Genomic DNA, 14176 nt, shown 5'->3' on the forward strand with positions numbered 1-14176 from the left:
GTTCCACCGACCACGACGTCCCAGGAGCATCCTCATGTCCACACCCACGCAGGCACCGCCGGAGAGCCGGCACCGCTGGCTCGTCCTGGCCACGGTCGCCCTCGCCCAGCTCATGGTCGTGCTCGACGCGACCATCGTGAACATCGCGCTGCCCTCCGCCCAGGCGGAGCTCGGCTTCAGCGACAACGACCGCCAGTGGGTGGTCACCGCCTACGCGCTCGCCTTCGGCAGCCTGCTGCTCCTCGGCGGCCGCCTCTCCGACATGTTCGGCCGTCGCCGCATGTTCCTCATCGGCCTCGTCGGCTTCGCCGCCGCGTCCGCGCTCGGCGGCGCCGCGCAGACGTTCGAGCTGCTCGTCGGCGCCCGCGCACTGCAGGGCGTGTTCGCCGCGGTCCTCGCCCCGGCCGCCCTGTCCGTGCTGACCACCACCTTCACCATCCCCAAGGAGCGTGCCCGCGCGTTCGGCGTGTTCGGGGCCATCGCCGGCATGGGCGGGGCCATCGGCCTCCTGCTCGGCGGCTACCTGACCGAGAACTTCGACTGGCGCTGGAACCTGTACGTGAACGTGGTCATCGCCGTGATCGCGTTCGCCGCCGGCACGATGCTCCTGTCCCGCACGGACGCCAAGCACGACACCCGCATCGACGTGCCCGGCGTGATCCTCGCCTCGACGGGTCTCTTCCTCCTCGTGTTCGGCTTCTCGCAGGCCGAGCCCCAGGGCTGGGACGCGCCGGTCGTGTGGGGCTCGCTCGCCGCCAGCGTGGTGCTGCTCGTCGGCTTCGTCCTGCGGCAGCGCACCGCGGAGCACCCGCTGCTCCCGCTCTCGATCGTCCAGGACCGCGACCGCGGCGCTGGCTTCCTGGCGATCCTCGTCGCCGGGTCCGGCATGTTCGGCGTCTTCCTGTTCCTCACCTACTACCTGCAGCTGACGCTCGGGTACGGGCCGATGCAGACCGGCACGGCGTTCCTGCCGATGGTGCTCTTCATCGTCATCACCGCGCAGATCCAGACGAACTTCCTGGTCCCGCGGTTCGGCCCGAAGATCGTGGTGCCGCTGGGCATGGCGATCGGCGCCGGCGCGATGCTCTGGTTCACCACCCTCGACCTCGACAGCGGCTACCCCGCGGTGCTGGTCGGCCTGATCGGCATGGGGATCGCGATGGGCTCGATCATGCCCGCCTCGTTCCAGATCGCCACGCTCGGCATCGCGCCGCGGCAGGCGGGTGCCGCGTCCGCGATGGTCTCCACCAGCCAGCAGGTCGGCGGGGCGATCGGCACCGCGGTGCTGAACACCCTCGCCGCGACGGCGGCCACCGCGTACGTCGCCGACCACGCACCGGCCACCCCCGAGGTGATCGCCGCCGGAGCGCTGCACAGCTTCTCCGTCGCCTACACCTGGTCCGCGGGGATCTTCCTGTTCGGCGCGCTCCTGACCGCATCGCTGTTCCGCACCCGCCGGGACCGCGAGGCCCGGCTCGTCGCCGCCGCCCCGGCAGTCCGTGACGAGGCGCCGGTGCTCGCGCACTGACCCGCACGTCCGAGAGGCTCCCACGGCCGTGTGCCGCGGGAGCCTCTCGTACGATCCGGGGAGGAGAGAGGTGATGTGGTGACGGCCGAACCGGCGCTGACGCCTGGGCAGCGGCTCCCGCTCAGCCGCGAACGTGTGCTGCGCACGGCGGTCGCGATCGCCGACGAGCACGGCATCGAGGCGGTCACGATGCGTCGGGTCGGCGACGAGCTCGGCGCCGAGGCGATGTCGCTGTACCACCACGTCGCGAACAAGAACGACCTGCTCGACGGGGTCGTGGACCTGGTGGCGCAGGAGATCAACGACGTCGTCGACGGTCTGGACACCTCCGGTCCGTGGCAGCCCGTCGTCCGCGCGCGGATCCTGGCCGCCCGGCAGGTGCTGCTCCGGCACCGCTGGGCACCGGGGCTGCTGGCCACCCGCTCGGCGCTCAGTCCGCACGTGGTGCTCTACCACGACCGGCTCGTCGGGCTCCTGCACGGAGGCGGGTTCTCCTACGACCTCGCCCACCACGCGCTGCACGCCCTGGGCAGCCGCGCGCTCGGCTTCTCCCAGGAGCTGTTCGACCCGGGCGCGGGGGCGTCGGCCGGGCCGCTGCCCGCTGAGCTCGCAGCCGCGGTGCCGTCGCTCGTCGCGATGCTGTCGGAGGTCGCGCACGACGACCCGGGCGCGACCCTGGGCTGGTGCGACGACCAGACGGAGTTCGAGTTCGGGCTGGACCTCCTGCTCGACGGGCTGGATCGTCGGCGGACGGGCTCTTGACCAGCCTTACGTTGTAAGCCACTCTGGCTTACAACGTAAGGAGGCGCCATGAAGGCGATCGTGCAGACCCGGTACGGCTCACCCGACACGTGCACGCTGGAGGACGTCGACGACCCGGTTCCGACGCCCGACGAGGTCCGGGTCCGCATCCGCGCCGCGTCGCTGAACGCCCGCGACTGGCACCTCATGCGCGGCGACCCGTACCTCGCCCGCCTCGCACCGGGCTTCGGGCTGCGCGCCCCGACGCTGCGCATCCGCGGCTCCGACTTCGCGGGGACGGTCGACGCCGTCGGCACCGAGGTCACCGGCCTGCGCGTCGGCGACGAGGTGTACGGGCTGCGCGACGGCGCGCTCGCGGAGTACGTCTGCGCGCCGCAGCGGCTGGTGGCCCGCAAGCCGTCGAACCTCACGTTCGAGCAGGCCGCCGCTCTGCCGATGGCGGGGATGACGGCGCTCCAAGGGCTGCAGGGCCGCGTCGGTCCTGGTCAGAGCGTCCTCGTCAACGGCGCGTCCGGCGGGGTCGGCACGTTCGCCGTGCAGCTGGCGCACGCCTGGGGCGCCGAGGTGACGGCCGTGTGCAGCACCCGGAACGTCGAGCTCGTGCGGTCTCTCGGTGCCGACCACGTCGTCGACTACACCCGACACGACGCGCTGCGGGCCGGCCGCCGTTACGACGTGCTGTTCGACCTCGTCGCCAACCGCTCCCTGCGGGACCTGCGCCGGGCGCTGACGCCCACCGGGACGCTGATCCTGTCCGGGGGTGGTGTCTTCGACGGCGGCTCGGTGCTCGGTCCGATCGGGCTGCTGCTCCGGAGCAAGCTGGTGGGACCGTTCGTCGGGCAGCAGATCGTCTCGCTGTCGACGTCACCGGCTACCGAGCACCTCGACGTCCTGCGCGAGCTGGCCGAGGCCGGCACGATCGTGCCGGCCATCGACCGCTCCTACCCGTTGCCCGCCGCCGCCGACGCGCTGCGGTACCTCGAGACCGAGCACGCGCGCGCGAAGGTCGTCATCACGATCTAGCGCAGACCACCCCGACGCAGTCCACGCCGTTGCGCGACGCCAGGTTGCCGCCGAGGTCGACCGCCAGCGGCACGAACAGCCCGTACCCGTCGTTGCGGGTCGCGGTGTTGTCTCCGACGTGCGCGACGGTGTCGATCACCACGCCGTCGCCGTTGCGGGTCAGCGTGTTGCCCAGGACCGTCAGGTCCTCGACCTCGAACGGTGTGCCGGCGCTCTGCGAGAGCAGCCCGGTGCCGTTGCGCCGGAACACGTTGTCCTCGACGACCGTGCGGACCCCCGCGTGCACCGCGACGTCGTTGCCCACGAAGACGCTGCCCGCGACGCGGTCGGTGCCGGGGCTCCCGTCGGGGAAGATCATCCGGGACGAGAACGCGGTGCCGTTGTCGTGGAACGCGCTGTTCTCGACGCTCGACAGGCACGCGTCGGCGCCGATCGCCGTGGTGTTCTCGCGGAACACCGAGGAGGCCACGGTGATGTCGCCCTCGCTGCACGACAGTGCCGTCCCGTTCCGGGCGAAGGTGGACTGACGCACGACCGCGCCTCCGGGGGGTCCGATGCTCAGGGCGGTGTCGTTGTCCTCGAACGTCGACCGCGTGACGTCCGCGAAGATCGAGAAGCCGCCGAGCACCAGCCCGTTGTCCCGGAGCACCGCCCTCTCGAACGTCAGGCTCGAGCTGACCAGGTCGGCGACGACGGCGTTGTCCTGCACCACGACGCGCCGCAGGGTCGCGGTCAGCGTCGACGCCGCCGGGAACACCGACGCCCAGCCGCGCACGGTCCCGTTCCGCACGGTGACCGGCGGGTCGTTCTGGACGTCGGCGAACGACACGTCGAGCGCGACGCCTCCGACGTCCCGCCCCGGGCCGACCAGCGCGTGGCCCCGCAGGTCGAGCACGGTCCCGGGCGCGAGGACCAGGCCCACGTCGGTACACACCAGATCACCGGTGAGCGCCACCGTCCCGGACACGGAGTCCCCGCACGCAGGCCCACCGCCCGGACCCGCCGCTGCCGTCGTCGCCGCCCCCAGCAGCGCGACGCACGCCGCTCCCAGTACCGCCGTCAACCTCGTCGACCCGCGCATGGTGAACCCCCCGATCGAGTGTCGGGTGTCGGCCCCCGCCGCACCGGCGCGGCAGCGCGACCGGCCCCGGGACCACTATGCGCAGGTCCCGATGCGTCCGGAAAGTCTGAAAGATCCCGAATGTGCTTATCACCCGGTCGGGGGAGGCGCGCCCGTCGCCGGACCCGTCGGCTACCGGTGGCACCCCACGGTCCCTATCGTGAGTACGTGAATCCGCTGAGCCGACGAGTGCGCGACGCCCGCGAGAAGGCCGGGCTGAGCCAGGGCGAGCTCGCGCGGCAGGCAGGAGTGCACCCGACGTACATCTCGCACGTCGAGAACGACCGTCGCGCTCTCGGTGAGGACGCGCTCGCCAGGGTGGCCGAGGTGCTCGGCGTCTCGGTGCCCTACCTGCTCGACGGCGAGCAGGCCCCGGACTACCGGTCCGCCGAGAGCGCGCTCGTCGAGGCACGCCGGCTGTCCCGCATGGGCGAGGCGCGGGCAGCCGCGGACGTCCTCGCGCAGGTGGACGTCTCGGCGCTGGACGTCGACGCCGCCGCGCGGGTCGGGCTCGCGCACGCCGAGGCTCTCGACCTCGCCGGTGACCTCGAGGGATCGGTCGAGGCGCTCGAACGTCTCTGCACGCGGCTGATGGACGCGCACCGGTACCTGCAGGCCGCGTACGCCGCGATGCGGATCGTCATGGCCCTCACCGAGATCGCGGACCTGCACCGGGCCGTGTCCCGCGGGGAGCACCTGCTGGCCCAGCTCCCGGCGTCCGTCGCAGGCAGCGACGAGGTGGTCCGGCTCGAGTCGACCATCATCTGGGCCTACATCGCCCGCGGTGACGCGACGTACGCGCGCTATCGCGGCCGGCAGCTCCTCGCGCACACGCGCCAGCACGGGTCGGCCCGGGCGGTGTCGTCGGTGCACTGGAACCTGGCGTTCGTCGACGACGCGCTGGGGGACCCCGACGCGGCGCTCGCGCAGCTCGAGTCCGCGATCGCGCTGGCCGGAGCGGACGAGATCGACCGCGACCTGCCCCGCCTCCGCCTGGACCGGGCGTTCCTGCTCGTCTCCGTCGAGCCGCCCCGCGCGGAGGAGGCGCTCGCAGACCTCGACGCCGCACAGACCGCCCTGGAGATCAGCGAGTCACAGATCGAGCTGGCGCGTGCTGACTCCGTCCGGTCGCGCGCCTGGTTGCTGCTCGACGACGCGGCGACCGCGCAGCAGTACGCCACCCGCGCCGTCGAGCTGTTGCGGGAGGGCGTGCGCCGCGACTCGGCGTCCGCGCACGAGGCGCTCGGCGACGCGATGCTCGCCCAGCGGGCACGGCCCGAGGCCGTCAAGGAGTACCGGTCGGCGGCGGAGCTGCTCGACATGATCTCGTCCGGACGGTCCGCCGCGGTGCTCTGGCGCCGCATCGGGGACCGTCTCCGGGTGGCCGGCGACGAGGACGAGCGGGTGGTCGAGGCCTACGGCCGCGCGCTCGCCGCAGCCGGCATCCGTGGGGTCCTGCCCCCGCCACCGAGGGCATGAACTCGCACAACAGTGCTGTCTACCCCCTAGTGTCCTGCGTCATTGCGCCCCAGACATGGGCTAGGGACCATTCCAGGTGTACCGGAGAGTCCGGTGCACGCTCGGAAAGGTTCCCTCATGAAGAAGCTCAGCATCGCCGTCGTCATCGCCCTCACCGCGCTCGCCGGTGTCACCAGCGCCACGGCGGCCTCCGGCGCCACCCAGCAGGTGGCCGCTCCGTGCTGCAAGCACATCATCTGACACCCACGACGACAGGCGCGTCGCCACACCCGCCCCCGCGGTCCGTGGCGACGCGCGATGCCCGGTCAGAACGACCAGCTGGAAGGTTCGACCATGAAGAAGCAGAGCATCGCCCTCGTCCTCGCTCTCGCCGCCCTCACGGGTGCCGGGGGAGTCATCGCACCCGTGACAGACGCCCAGACGTTCACGATCCCGTGCTGCAAGTCAGGCACCTGAGCACGGCAGCACCGAGGTGTCCCGCACCCCTCGTGGGCGGGGGCGCCCACCTCGTCCCGCCGGCCGGTGGGCGTCCCCGCACGACGCCCACCGGCCCGCCGGGCGCCCGCCGGACCGCGCACGTCGGGGTCCGGCGCCCACCCCTCCTGCGCGGTGCGTGACGGTTGCCGCCCGACGCCGCACCCTGGACCGTCCTACTCCTCCAGGATCAGCCGGGATCCAGGTGATTCTCAGGTTCGAGGATTCACCCGGAAGGACGGCCTGGACGTTTGACCAGCACCACATTCGTGCCGCACACTCGTCCTGACGGTGCGCATCGCCTGCCCCCTGCGCGGTGCGCACCGTCTTCACGTCCGGAGAGCGGGACGGGTCCCCTGACCCGTCCCGCTCTTGGCGTCCCAGGGGGGTCCGACCTGCTCCGCCTCGGCGCGCCATGCCCGTGATCACGCGGCGGCGCGGTTAGCGTTCCCAGGGTGACCGTCCCCGTGCGCACCTCCGGCCCGGGACCCGACCAGGCTCCTGAGACCGGCGCAGACCCAGCCGACCGCCCGATGCTCGTCGAGCCCCCCAGCCCTGCCGAGCTCCTCGAAGGCTCCGTCGCCACCTGGCGCGCGGCCCTCGTCGAAGCCGCCGGCGGGTCGACGCTCGTCGACGTCGAGCTGCTCGGCGACGCCGCGCTCGACCTGTCCGCCGCGCACCCGTCGGGGATCTCCCAGCTCTACGCCGGCCGTGAGACCCGACTGTCCAACCTGGTCCGCGAGGGCGCCGCCCTGTCGACCGCGCGACGCCGTGCCCGTGCCGTGAGCGCACGCGCCGCCGTGTACGCCCAGCGCTACGGCATCGCCCCCACCTCGCTCGCGATCGGCGTCGCCACCTGGACCGAGCGCACCACCCCGGACATCGCGAGCGACGACGTCGCCGCGCTCGCGTCCGTGACCCGGCAGCGGGCTCCCGAGGGCGAGCAGCAGCCGGAGGCGGCACCCCGCGTCGTGCGGGCCCCCGTCCTCCTGCGCCCCGTCACCCTGCACGCCCGCGGCTCCGGCGAGAGCGACTACGAGCTCGCGCTCGAGCCGTCGCTCGAGGTCAACCCGGTGCTCGCACGGGCCCTGCGGACGCGTGGCGCGCTCCTCGACCCCGGCGCGGTCGCGCGCGGCACGTTCACGTCCAACGGGTTCGACCCGCGCGGCGCGCTGCACCGGCTCGCGTCCCTGGGCGAGGCCGTCCTCGACGACTTCTCGATGAGCGAGCGGGTGGTCGTCGGCACCTTCGTGCACCCCGGCCAGATCCTCGTCGACGACCTCGACAACCTGTCCGGCACGCTCGAGCGCCACGAGGTGGTCTCCGCGCTCGCGGGCGTCGAGGAGTCCCGGACCCGGCTGCAGCGCGTCCTGCCCGCTCCGGTCCGCGGCGACCGCGACCCCGGCCACGAGCGCGGCGTCGGCGACCTCGACCCCGCACAGCAGCACGTCCTCGACGTCGTCGCGACCGGGACGCACCTGTTCGTCGACGCCCCCGCCGGTGCCGACGTCACCGGCACGCTCGCCGCGCTCGTCGCTGACGCGGCCGCCACCGGCCGCACCGTGCTCTACGTCCCCGGGCACCGTCGTGCGGCCACGGCGCTCGCGGACCGGCTCGCGACCCTGGGCCTGGGGGACCTGCTGCTGGACGTCGCGCCCGAGGCGGGGTGGCGGTCGGCGATCTCCCGCCGCCTGCTCGGCGCGATGACGCTCGAGGCACCCGCCGTCGACGCGCACGGCGTCGTCGCGCTGCGCAGCGAGCTCGTCAGCACGCGCGAGCGCCTCCGGGCCTACGTCGACGCGCTGCACGCGGAGCGCGCCCCCTGGGGTGTCTCGGCGTACGACGCCCTCCAGCAGCTGGCCCGCCTGACCTCGACCCGGCCGACCCCGAAGACGACAGTGCGCCTGTCGCCCGACGTCGCACGTGTGCTCGACGCGCCCCGTCGTACGGAGCTCGCCGGTGCCCTTGTGCAGGCCGGTGAGCTCGGGGCGTTCCGGGTCCGTCCCACCGACACACCCTGGTACGGCGCGGACCTGCGGACGCGTGCCGACGCCGACAACGCGGTCCGCCGGCTCGAGCGCCTGCTCGACTCCACCCTGCCGGGGCTGGTCGCCCGCACCGCGCAGGTGGCCACCGAGACCGGGCTGACGCAGGCGACCACCGTCGTCTCGTGGGTCGAGCAGCTGACCATGCTCGACGGTGTCCGCGCGGCCCTGGACGTGTTCCAGCCCATCGTGTTCGAACGCACCGCCGCGGACCTCGTGGCCGCCACCGCCACCAAGGAGTGGCGTGCGGAACGCGGCATGGACATGGGCTACTGGCTGCGCCGACGGCTGCGCAAGCAGTCCAAGGACATGGTCCGCCCCGGCCGGCCCGTCGCCGACCTGCACGCGCGCCTCCTCGAGGTGCAGGCGCAGCGCGAGGTCTGGCAGGCCCACTGCCCCTCCGGTGGGTGGCCGCGGCTGCCCGACGGCCTCGAGCACATCGAGGAGGAGCTCGCCGCTGTGCGCGCCGACCTCGACGCGCTCGACGAGGTCCTCGTCACGACCCCCGGCGGTGGCGGCCTGTCGAGCCTGCCGTTCGCGACGCTGACCGAGCGGCTGACCCGACTGCGGTCCGACACCGGCGCCCTCGCCGACCTCCCCGAGCGCACCGGGCTCCTGCACCGCCTGCGGTCCGCGGGGCTCGGGGCGCTCGTCGACGACCTGGCCACCCGCCGGATCGACCCCGCCCTCGCACCGGCCGAGCTCGACCTGGCCTGGTGGAGCACGGTCATCGAGCAGATCCTCGGCGAGGACCCCGCGCTCGCCGGGTACGACGGCGCCGCTCTCGGTGCCCTGTCCGCCCGGTACGCGACTCTCGACCGCGCCCACGTGAAGAGCCTGTCCGGCCCGGTCCTAGGGGCGGTCGTCGGCCACGTGTCGCAGACCCTGCGCCAGCACCGCGAGCAGGCCGAGGCGCTCTTCGCGGACCTCGTCGAGGAGCGGCTCACCTCGATGCGGGACACCGTCGTGCGGCACCCCGAGGTGGCCCGGCGGCTGCGGCCCGTGATCGCCGCCAGCCCCATGCTGGTCCCGCAGGTCCTGCCGCCGACCCGCACCGTCGACCTGGTCGTCATCGACTCCGCCGCACATCTGCCTGTCGAGGTCGCCCTCGCCGCCGTCGCCCGCGGTCGTCAGGTCGTCGTCGTCGGTGACGCGCGCTGCGCCTCGGGCAGCGCCGTGCGGGAGCTCGCGGCCGTGCTGCCGTCGGTCGCGCTGCGTGCCGACTCCTCGCGGCGCGACCCGTACCTGACCGCGTTCCTCGCCGCGCACGGCTACGCCGGTGTGCTCCGCCCGACGCCCCTGCCGCAGCACCGGCCGCTCGTCAGCCTCGACGTGGTCGACGGCACCGGGATGCCGGACCCGACGAGCGGGTCGGTCGACTCGACGCGCGAGGAGGTCGAGCACGTCGTCGAGCTCGTCCTCACCCACGCGCTGCTGCGGCCCGACGAGTCGCTCGCCGTCATCACCGCGACCCCGACGCACGCGGAGGCCGTCCGGGAGGCGGTCCTGTCCGAGGTCCGCGGCAACCCCGCCCTCGCCGCGTTCTTCGACTCCGGCCGCGTCGACCCCTTCGTCGTCACCGACCTGCCCAACGTCGCCGGTCTGCGCCGCGAGGCGATCATCCTGTCGCTCGGTCTCGGGCGGACCCCGCACCGTCGTGTCCTGCACACCTTCGGTCCGATCACCGGACCCGGGGGCGACGCTCTGCTGCTGGACGCCCTCGGCTCCACCCGGCACCGGCTCACCGTCGTCGCGTGCTTCGGGTCCGACGACCTCGACCCCGAGCGCCTGCGCGGCCCCGGCCCCCGGCTCCTGGCGGACCTGCTCGCCTTCGCGGCCCGCCGCGGGGGCGGCCAGGACGTCGCCGACCTCGTGACCCCGCCCGAGCCGATCGACCCGCTCCTGCGGTCGCTGGCCGCCGCGACCGCCGCCGCCGACAAGGCCCTCGCCGACGCGACCGAGCCCGACCGTCTCCTGCTGGACCTCGCCGAGCGCCTCTGGAAGCACGGCCTGCTCGTCGAGGCCGACCACGGCATCCCCGGCGGCGACCGGATCCCGCTCGTCGTAGGCCACCCGGACCTGCCCGGCGAGATGCTCGTCGCCGTCCTCACCGACGACGAGGGGTACACCGCCGAGCCCAGCGTCCGCGTCCGCGACCGCCTCACCGCCGACCGCCTCGAGCGCGTCGGCTGGAGCGTCATCCGCGTCTGGTCCGCCGCCGCCTTCATGGACCCGCAGGCGGAGGTGGACCGCATCCGCCGCGCTGTGCACGCCCGCGTGCCCGCTCCGGCCGCGCCCCGGACCGCACCCCTGCAGCTCGGCCTGATCGACGAGGTCGACGACACCGAGGAGCTGCCCACGCCCGCGTCGTCCGCACGGTCGGCGGCGCGCGCGGCTGCTCGCGCGGCAGCCCACACCGGCGAACCCCGACCCGCGACCGGGGTGTGGTCGACGATCGAGGTCGTCGAGGCGGTCGCCGCCGCGCGTGCTGCGGCACCTGCCGCTGACCCGCCGACGGCCCCGAACGCCGAACCCGCCGCCGCCGACGCGGGCTCCATGGGTTCCCACGGTGCCGCTGTTTCCGCCGGTGCTGCTGACGGCGCCGGTGCCGCCGGTTCCGCTGGTGCTGCGGATGCGGCCCGTTCCGAGGCTGCTGCCGGTGCTGCTCGTCCCGACGGTGCGGCTGGTGCTGCTGACGCCGCTGGTGCTGCTCGTCCCGACGGTGCGGCTGGTTCCGACGGCACCGCTGGTGCCGCGGGTCCCGACCGTGCCGCTGGCTCTTCCGGTTCCGACGGTGCCGCTGGCTCTGCCGGTTCCGCCGGCGACGACCCCCGCCCGCCGAGCCGCGCGCTCCAGCTCGCCCTCGCGGTGCCCACCCGGCAGCGGCCCGACGTCCGACGCGGTCTGCCCATCGGCGCCTACAGCGACGACCAGCTGGACGAGCTCGTCGCGTGGCTCCAGTCCGACGAGCAGGAGCGGACCCGCGAGCAGCTGGCCGCCGCGCTGCGCGACGAGCTGGGCATCACGCGCCGGTCCTACCGGATCGACACCGCGGTCCGCAGCGCGATCACCCGCGGGATGCGCTGACCGGCTCCCGGGGCTCCCTCGGGTGGGATCATCGGACGGTGTCGTCGACCGAGCCGCCCCAGGGTGCACCCGCACGCCGCCCGCGGCGAGCCGTCCGGCTCGCGGGCACGGTCGGTGGGGACGACGCCAACCTCGTCTCGTCACACCCGGCGCCCCGGGTAGACGCTCACCGTGACGACGCTCCACGTGACCTCGCTCGTGGCGACGCGGCTGCCGCAGCCGGTCGCAAGGGCGACAGCGGGCCGACGAACGCCCCGCCCGGGCACGAGCCGGCGGTCGCGACGCGGAGCGCCGACGACTCCGACGTCGGCTGGGGCGACCGGGAGGCCGGCTCCAACGACGACCGCCTGCACCAGGACAAGCCACCGCACTGGTGACTCCTGTGTCAGACCCGCGCGAGACGATCGCGGGGCCAACCCATCGACCATCCGCACGACCCGAAGGAGACACACCCATGGCCGAGGTCCTGCTCTTCCACCACGCCCAGGGGCTCACGTCCGGTGTCCTCGACTTCGCGGACACGCTCCGCGACGCAGGACACACCGTGCACGTCCCGGACCTGTACGACGGGCACGTGTTCGAGGACATCGAGTCCGGCCTCGCGTACGCCGACGAGGTCGGGTTCCCGATCGTGCTGGGACGCGGACAGGCCACGGTCGACACATTGCCGGAAGCGCTCGTGTACGCCGGATTCTCGCTCGGCGTCCTGCCCGCGCAGATGCTCGCTCAGACACGCCCCGGCGCGAAGGGTGCCCTGTTCTTCCACTCGTGCGTCCCGACCTCGGAGTTCGACAGCCCGTGGCCGAAGGGTGTGCCGGTGCAGATCCACGGCATGGACGCCGACCCGTTCTTCGCCGGTGAGGGTGACATCGACGCAGCCCGCGCCCTGGTGAAGGAGTCCCCCGACGCGGAGCTCTTCGTCTACCCGGGCGAGGAGCACCTGTTCGCGGACAACAGCCTGCCCTCGTACGACCCCGCCGCCGCCCAGCTCCTCACGGAACGCACGCTCGCCTTCCTCGCGGCGATCCGCTAGCCACCACGGCGAAGGAGAGTCGCCGCCCGCAGCCCGAGGCCGGGCCGGGCGGCGGTCGTCATGCTCGGCGGTTCACCATGCGGTCGACCAAGCCATGAGTGGCGATGACTCTGCCCACTGCGCCACTCATGGCTTCCTCGCGGCTCAGAGGGGCTTCGGCGGGGTGGTCGGGCTCGGGGGGATGGACGGCGGGAGGTCGGGACCGGAGGTCGAGCCGGGCGAGGTGGCGGCCGTGCCTGCGGGACCCGTCGCGGGGCCGGTGCCGGCGTCGTTGACGATCGCCGGCGTGAGGCGGTTGGCGAGCAGGTCGCGGATCTCCTGCAGCAGCAGGATGTCCTCGGCGGGTGCGGCCGGCTCCTCCTCCTCGCCGCTCTTGCGCCGGGCTGCCAGGGCGTTCATCGGCAGCACGATGAGGAAGTACACGGCGGCGGCGGTGAACAGGAACAGGATCAGCGCCTGCAGGATCAGGCCGAACGAGAAGTGCGCCTCGTTGATCGTGAACGCCCACACGCCGCTCAGGTCCGGCTTCCCGAAGATCGCCGAGATCAGGGGCCCGATCAGACCGTCGACGATCGACTTCACGACCGCGCCGAACGCGGCACCGATGACGACACCGACGGCGAGCTCGATCGCGTTCCCGCGGGAGATGAAGTCCTTGAACCCCTGGAACACCTTCGCTGTCCCCTGGAGCCCCTGCCGTGCGCCGTTGATCCCTGTGCTGAGCCTGTCGGTCATTCTGCCCCCTCGGGCTGGATGTCGGTTGTCCGGCGCCCACCGTGCAGGGGCGTCTCGGGTCGGACGATCATGGCACGACGACCGCGGAGAGCAAGGCGGACGCAGCAGCCCCCGCGAGGGCCGGCGCCTCGTCGGGAGACACGGCGAGGAGCACCGGGACGGAGTCGTCACCGGCTCCGCCGAGGCCCAGCGCGCTCTGGGTCGACGCGGTCCGGCGGGCCACCGGCAGGACGAGCGCCCTGGTCGCGACGACACCTCCCGGTCCGCCCTCCGGGGTGGCGGCGAGCACGTCGACGCGCATCCCGGGCGAGAGCAGACCGGCGACGGCGGGATCGGCGAACCGGACGGTCGCGACGACCGTGCCGGGCGGTCCGCGGACCTCGTCGTCGGCCAGGAGACCGGGCACCACGGGGCTGCCCGCCGTGATCGGGACCGCTGTGGAGGTCTCGTCCACCGCGGAGGGGTCGGTGAGTGCACCGTCGGGGACGACCGCGACGGGGAACTGCGCCACCCGCACGTCTGCCGTGGTCAGCGCCGTGCCGGCCGCGAGCGCGTGCGCCGCGACGAGCACGGGCGCGGTGGGTGGTTCGACCGGCCGCAGCGCTTGGACCGTGCAGGCGGCGGCGAGCCCGAGGAACACCGCGCCGACCGCGAACCGTGCGCGCCAGAGGGTGGCGCGCAACGCCAGGGGGAACGGTCGTCGACGGTGGGGGAGCGGTGGCGGCCGACCGGCGAGCAGGTGCGGGTGCATGAGGGCAGACGCTAGGTGCGTCGGCGCCGAAGAGCCCGGGCCGATCCCGAGCGCGTGGACGGGGCCGAGATCCGGTGGGCTGGGGGCGGCTCGACGCCTCTCGCTCGACGTACGCGCGTCGCGAGACGAGACGGCACCC

At 73.7% G+C, this 14176-nt stretch carries 12 protein-coding genes; 9 read left to right on the plus strand and 3 right to left on the minus strand.

Annotation, left to right across the window (positions count from 1 at the left end):
* Positions 1 to 34 precede the first annotated feature (34 nt).
* From ASD16_RS12115 to ASD16_RS12125, 3 genes are all read left to right on the plus strand, one after another.
* Complete coding sequence (locus tag ASD16_RS12115; protein ID WP_055917334.1) at positions 35 to 1528, plus strand: MFS transporter; 1494 nt, start codon at positions 35 to 37, stop codon at positions 1526 to 1528.
* Between the two features lie 78 nt (positions 1529 to 1606).
* Positions 1607 to 2290, plus strand: a complete 684-nt coding sequence (locus ASD16_RS12120; RefSeq protein WP_235523260.1) for a TetR/AcrR family transcriptional regulator — start codon at positions 1607 to 1609, stop codon at positions 2288 to 2290.
* A gap of 48 nt (positions 2291 to 2338) precedes the next feature.
* Positions 2339 to 3313, plus strand: coding sequence for an NAD(P)-dependent alcohol dehydrogenase (locus tag ASD16_RS12125; RefSeq protein ID WP_055917337.1), 975 nt, complete (start codon positions 2339 to 2341; stop codon positions 3311 to 3313).
* On the opposite strand, the gene ASD16_RS12130 is transcribed toward ASD16_RS12125, so the two are convergent.
* Entirely contained in the window at positions 3303 to 4247 is a 945-nt protein-coding gene (locus ASD16_RS12130) for a right-handed parallel beta-helix repeat-containing protein (RefSeq protein WP_157453913.1), read from the minus strand. The genes ASD16_RS12125 and ASD16_RS12130 overlap by 11 nt on opposite strands.
* Before the next feature lie 354 nt (positions 4248 to 4601).
* Here ASD16_RS12130 and ASD16_RS12135 point away from each other — a divergent pair, with 354 nt between their 5' ends.
* The 6 genes from ASD16_RS12135 (at position 4602) to ASD16_RS12150 (ending at position 12551) form a co-directional block, all read left to right on the plus strand.
* A complete protein-coding gene (locus ASD16_RS12135; protein WP_055917342.1) occupies positions 4602 to 5912 on the plus strand; it encodes a helix-turn-helix transcriptional regulator in 1311 nt (436 codons plus the stop codon).
* Positions 5913 to 6029: 117 nt separating this feature from the next.
* On the plus strand, positions 6030 to 6152 hold the full coding sequence (locus tag ASD16_RS22355) for a hypothetical protein (RefSeq protein WP_255356347.1): 123 nt from the start codon (positions 6030 to 6032) through the stop codon (positions 6150 to 6152).
* A 93-nt stretch (positions 6153 to 6245) separates the two neighbouring features.
* Positions 6246 to 6368 carry a hypothetical protein gene (locus tag ASD16_RS22360; protein ID WP_255356348.1) on the plus strand — a complete coding sequence of 41 codons (123 nt, stop codon included), beginning with the start codon at positions 6246 to 6248 and terminating at the stop codon, positions 6366 to 6368.
* A 473-nt stretch (positions 6369 to 6841) separates the two neighbouring features.
* A complete protein-coding gene (locus ASD16_RS12140) occupies positions 6842 to 11518 on the plus strand; it encodes a hypothetical protein (RefSeq protein WP_055917345.1) in 4677 nt (1558 codons plus the stop codon).
* Positions 11519 to 11556: 38 nt separating this feature from the next.
* Positions 11557 to 11895: a hypothetical protein gene (locus ASD16_RS12145; protein ID WP_055917348.1), complete on the plus strand. Its 339-nt coding sequence runs from the start codon at positions 11557 to 11559 to the stop codon at positions 11893 to 11895.
* 5 nt (positions 11896 to 11900) lie between these two features.
* Positions 11901 to 12551 carry a dienelactone hydrolase family protein gene (locus ASD16_RS12150; protein WP_369817971.1) on the plus strand — a complete coding sequence of 217 codons (651 nt, stop codon included), beginning with the start codon at positions 11901 to 11903 and terminating at the stop codon, positions 12549 to 12551.
* Between the two features lie 144 nt (positions 12552 to 12695).
* Here ASD16_RS12150 and mscL read toward each other — a convergent pair whose 3' ends face one another.
* Both mscL and cpaB read right to left on the minus strand, forming a co-directional pair.
* A complete protein-coding gene (gene mscL / locus ASD16_RS12155) occupies positions 12696 to 13286 on the minus strand; it encodes a large conductance mechanosensitive channel protein MscL (RefSeq protein WP_200942939.1) in 591 nt (196 codons plus the stop codon).
* Positions 13287 to 13353: 67 nt separating this feature from the next.
* Complete coding sequence (cpaB, locus tag ASD16_RS12160; protein ID WP_082570805.1) at positions 13354 to 14037, minus strand: Flp pilus assembly protein CpaB; 684 nt, start codon at positions 14035 to 14037, stop codon at positions 13354 to 13356.
* Between the last annotated feature and the right edge of the window lie 139 nt (positions 14038 to 14176).

The organism is Cellulomonas sp. Root485, from assembly GCF_001426705.1.
Lineage (GTDB): Bacteria > Actinomycetota > Actinomycetes > Actinomycetales > Cellulomonadaceae > Cellulomonas.